The 4,753-nt window shown below is 74.6% G+C and carries 4 protein-coding genes and 1 pseudogene; 2 read left to right on the top strand and 3 right to left on the bottom strand.

Going from position 1 to position 4,753, the window contains the following annotated elements:
- Both HLB09_RS13150 and HLB09_RS20070 read right to left on the bottom strand, forming a co-directional pair.
- On the bottom strand, positions 1–602 hold a 602-nt coding region (locus HLB09_RS13150; RefSeq protein WP_171203801.1), incomplete at its 3' end, for a nucleosidase.
- Positions 603–738: 136 nt separating this feature from the next.
- A complete protein-coding gene (locus HLB09_RS20070; protein WP_171203800.1) occupies positions 739–1,149 on the bottom strand; it encodes an RDD family protein in 411 nt (136 codons plus the stop codon).
- Positions 1,150–1,449: 300 nt separating this feature from the next.
- Between HLB09_RS20070 and glnA the strand changes: the two genes are divergently transcribed.
- Positions 1,450–2,874: a type I glutamate--ammonia ligase gene (gene glnA / locus HLB09_RS13140; protein ID WP_171203799.1), complete on the top strand. Its 1,425-nt coding sequence runs from the start codon at positions 1,450–1,452 to the stop codon at positions 2,872–2,874.
- 221 nt (positions 2,875–3,095) lie between these two features.
- Here glnA and HLB09_RS13135 read toward each other — a convergent pair whose 3' ends face one another.
- Complete coding sequence (locus HLB09_RS13135; protein ID WP_171203798.1) at positions 3,096–4,055, bottom strand: glycine betaine ABC transporter substrate-binding protein; 960 nt, start codon at positions 4,053–4,055, stop codon at positions 3,096–3,098.
- A 380-nt stretch (positions 4,056–4,435) separates the two neighbouring features.
- Here HLB09_RS13135 and HLB09_RS13130 point away from each other — a divergent pair.
- Positions 4,436–4,753: pseudogene (locus tag HLB09_RS13130) on the top strand (MFS transporter); the annotation flags it as partial.

Genomic DNA, 4,753 nt, shown 5'->3' with positions numbered 1-4,753 from the left:
CCGGTGCGTGCGGGCAGGACGCCGGCGAGCCACTCCCCCAGCGCCCGCGCGCTCGCGGCGACGGCGTCCGGCCACGACCAGGCCCCCTCGTCGGCGGCGTCGCTGACGTGCTTGGCGAGGACGACGCGCGCGCCCAGCGACCGGGCGGCCCACGCCACGGCGAAGCCCTCCATGTCGACGAGGTGGGCCCGCCGCGCGAGCCGCTCCCGGACGTCCTCGTCGGCGACGAAGACGTCGCCGGTGGCGAGCACGACGTCGCCCGGGGCCGCCCCCAGCAGCGCGTCCAGCGCCAGCTCCGTGGTCGTCGGCGCGCCCAGGCGGGCCAAGGCGTCGGCGGAGATGTCGTGGTGGACCACTGCGCCCGGCACGTGGAGGCCGGTCACGCCCTCGCGCAGGGCCCCGGCGGTGCCGACGCCCACCACGAGCGGGCGGTCCGCGGGCGGCCGAGCGGCCAGCACGGCGGCGACCGCCGTGGCCGCGGCCGTCTTGCCCGGCCCCGTCAGGAGCAGGGGCAGGTGCGCGGGCACGTGGACGGCCTCGACCGCCAGCGCGGCGACGACGAGGACGTCGTCGCGCGCCCCGGCGCCGGACGCGGGTCGCACCCGCGGAGCGGCGGGTCCGGCGGAGGGCGTCGGCGGCGAGAGCTCGGTCACGGAGCGATGCTGGCAGGACCTCCGCAAACCAGGGGCACCGTCTCGCTCCCGGCGGCGCCCGGCGGACGCCGACGCCCGGGTCGCCCTAGCGGCGGACGACGACGGTGCCGGCGAGGCGGTCGTGCATCCCCCGCTGGTCGGCGTCCCAGATGGCGGCCGGGATGACCAGGCACAGCAGGAGGGTGCGGACGACGGCGCGCCACGGACCGGGCCATGCGCCGTCGACGCGCAGCACCCGCACGCGGAGGAGCAGGTGCCCGGGACTGCCGCCCACCGTGCCGACGCCGACGGCGTGCAGGAGGGCGAAGACGCCGAGGGTCGCCCAGGGGTCGCCGCCCAGCAGAGCCCTCGACACCAGCAGCGCCAGCGCCCAGTCGACCGCGACACCGGCGAGCCGTCGCCCGGTCCGTGCGACGGACCGCGAGCCCTCCCGGGGCAGGCCCAGGCGGCGCCCCGGCCAGGTCGCCTCCGCACCGCTCGGTCCGCTCCTCGCCACGGCGCCACGCTAGACGGGCGTCCTACGGCGCCCCGCGGGCGGTGCCGTCCGCCCGGCCGGCTCGCGCGGCGCGTCGCAACCGCGCGCCGCGCAACACGTCGGAAACACTCGCGTGACGAGCGGGCAACCGCCCGCTCCTAGGTTCCCATCCCGAGACGGCGCGCCGGGCCGCTCCCGCAGCGCGAGGCCCACCGCCGCCCGCACCACCCGCACGACACCCAGCACGACACCGAAGGACCCCACAGGCACCACCGGCGGCCCGACCGCCACCGACGACCTCCGACCCCGCCAGGAGAGTGGATGTTCACCAACGCCGACGAGGTGCTCGCCTACATCGCCGAGAACGACGTCAAGTTCATCGACGTCCGGTTCTGCGACCTGCCGGGGGTGATGCAGCACTTCACCGTGCCGGCCGCCTCCGTGGACGCGGACTTCTTCACCACCGGCCAGATGTTCGACGGCTCCTCGATCCGTGGCTTCCAGGCGATCCACGAGTCGGACATGAAGCTCGTGCCGGACGTCGAGACCGCCTTCGTCGACCCGTTCCGGGCGGAGAAGACGCTCGTCGTCAACTTCGGCATCGTCGACCCCTTCACCGACGAGGCGTACTCCCGCGACCCGCGGCAGATCGCCCGTCGCGCCGAGGAGTACCTGCGCTCGACGGGGATCGCGGACACCGCGTTCTTCGCCCCCGAGGCGGAGTTCTACGTCTTCGACGACGTCCGCTTCGAGACGAACCAGCACGAGAGCTACTACCACATCGACTCCATCGAGGGCGCCTGGAACACGGGGCGCAAGGAGGAGGGCGGCAACCTCGGGCACAAGACGCCCTACAAGGGCGGCTACTTCCCCGTGCCGCCGGTGGACCACTTCGCCGACCTGCGCGACCAGATGGTCCTCGCCCTGGACGCCCTCGGCCTCGAGGTCGAGCGCGCCCACCACGAGGTGGGCACGGCCGGCCAGGCCGAGATCAACTACAAGTTCGACGAGCTGTTCAAGTCGGCCGACAAGGTCATGCTCTTCAAGTACGTCATCAAGAACGTGGCGCACCAGCACGGCAAGACGGCCACCTTCATGCCGAAGCCCCTCTTCGGCGACAACGGCTCGGGCATGCACGTGCACCAGTCGCTCTGGAAGGACGGCTCGCCGCTCTTCTTCGACGAGCGCGGCTACGGCGGCCTCTCGGACGTCGCCCGCTGGTACATCGGCGGCCTGCTCAAGCACGCGCCGTCGCTGCTCGCCTTCACCAACCCGACGGTGAACAGCTACCACCGCCTGGTGCCGGGCTACGAGGCGCCGGTCAACCTCGTCTACTCGGCCCGCAACCGCTCGGCCTGCGTCCGCATCCCGATCACGGGCTCGAACCCGAAGGCCAAGCGCATCGAGTTCCGCGTGCCGGACCCCTCGAGCAACCCCTACCTGGCGTTCGCGGCCATGCTCATGGCGGGCCTCGACGGCATCCAGAACCGCATCGAGCCGCCGGCCCCGGTCGACAAGGACCTGTACGAGCTCCCGCCCGAGGAGCACGCGGCCATCGACCAGGTGCCCGGCTCGCTCGGCGCCGTCCTCGACGCGCTCGAGGCCGACCACGAGTACCTCACCCGCGGCGGGGTCTTCACCGAGGACCTCATCGAGACCTGGATCGACTACAAGCGGACCAACGAGATCGACCCGATCCGCTTCCGCCCGCACCCGCACGAGTTCGAGATGTACTTCGACATCTGAGTCGTCCGGGCCTCTCGCAGCCCCTCGCCGGTCCGCCGGCGGGGGGCTGCGTCGCGTTCCCACCCGTCCAGCGGTGGACCCACGACGCGGTCAGACGCGTCCTGCGTCCACCGCTGTCGGCGGCCGGCGCAGCGGAGCGCTCCGGGGGCGCGGCGCGCCGGACGCGCGCGAGGGCGGCGCCGCTCGTCGCGGCACCGCCCTCGGCGGAGAGGTCGGATCGGTCAGCCGACCCAGCTCTCCACGGCGTCGTCGTTCTTCTCGACCCACTCCTGGGCGACGTCGGCGGCGTCGCGCTCCTCGACGTCGACCTCGGCGATCATCGCGTCCATGTCGTCGACGGGGATCTCCATGCGCGAGAGCATCTCGGTGAAGGCGGGCACCTCCTCCTGCAGCTCGTCGCTCGCGGCCACGCCACCGGCGTAGTCGGGCATGGCGCAGTCGCCCTCGCCGCGCTCGGCGAAGCAGCCCTCCTCGTAGGGGTTGGGCTCCTCGAGCTTCGTGACGTCGTACTGCGCGAAGACCCAGTGCGGCTGGTACAGGTAGACGAGCACCGGCTCCTCGCGCTCGTACGCGCGGTCCAGCTGCGCGAAGAGCGCGGCGGCGCTCGACGTCGAGTGCTCGAAGCCGATGTCGTAGCCCGCCAGCCGCGCCTCGTTCTGCTCGGTGGTGATCCACCCCGGGTCGGCGTCGTAGAGCGTGCTGTCGAGCGCGTCGGCGTACTCGGGGAGCTGCGTGACCGAGGTCAGCCCCTCGAGCGGCTGGCCCGGCTCGAGGGCGTAGCTCGGCACGTACCAGCCCTGGTCGGCTCCGCTGTACACCTCGCCGAGGAGCTCGAAGCCCTCGGTCTGGTCCAGCAGCGGCTGCTGGTTGGGCAGCGCCACCTCGGTGACGAGGTCGAGGTCGCCGTTGCCGGCGCCGGCCCAGGCGGCGGCCGGGTCGAGCTGGGAGGTCTCGAGGTCGGCGACGCCGAGGTCGGGGTGGTCGGCGGCGACCTGCCGCACGACCTCGTTGGTCAGCGTGGCGGCGACCCAGGAGAACTCGGTGGTCCTCACGGTGATGCCGTCGGAACCGCCGCCGCCGGCGGCGGCGCCGTCGTCGCTGCCGCAGCCGGCCGTGAGGGCGAGCGCGAGCGCCGCCCCGGAGGCGGCGAGGGCGCGGGTGGTCGTGGTGGTGCGGGTCATCGGGTCCTCCCCGTGGTGGGCGGGACCCCGCGGCGGTCCGCCGGAGCGCAGGACGACGGACGTGAGCGCACGGGCCGGTGGCCTCGTGCGGGCGCGCGGGGTCGGTCGGCGTCGGCGCCCTCGCGCCCGGCGACCGCTCGGCGGTCCCGGCGGCCCACGGGGCCGCGACGCCCGGCGGCGCATCGGGCCACCCGGACCCCTCCACCGTATGGGAAGGCGCTCCCGCGAGACCTGGGCGTGACCTGCCTCTCCGGTCCCCTCGTCGAGGCCCCTCCTCGAGCCCTCCTCCGGGCCGAGGCCCCGCGGGCGCGCGCTCCGCGTGCGAGCCTGTCCGCCGCACGGGCCCCGGCACCCGGTCCGGCAGGGCGGAAGGAGGGGTCGTGACGGCGGACAGCGCAGCACGGGGAGCCTTCCCGCGGCACCCCGTGACGGCGCTGGCCGTCCTCGCCACGGCCACGGCCCTGGCGATGGGCACGTGGTTCTCCGCCGCCGCGGTCGTGCCCCAGCTGGCCGACGCCTGGGACCTCTCCCCCACCGCCTCCGCGCTCCTGACGGTGGGCGTGCAGCTCGGCTTCGTCATCGGCGCGCTCGTCTCGGCCGGCACGGGGCTCGCCGACGCCGTCCCCGCACGGCGCCTGCTGGCCGTCGGCGCCGCCGCGGCCGCCCTCGCCAACGCGGGGCTGCTGCTCGCCGCGGGC

This window comes from Pseudokineococcus marinus, assembly GCF_013004605.1.
Classification (GTDB): Bacteria; Actinomycetota; Actinomycetes; order Actinomycetales; family Quadrisphaeraceae; genus Pseudokineococcus; species Pseudokineococcus marinus.
Note: the sequence above shows the minus strand (reverse complement) of the source record. Positions and strands in the feature narration are given on the sequence as shown.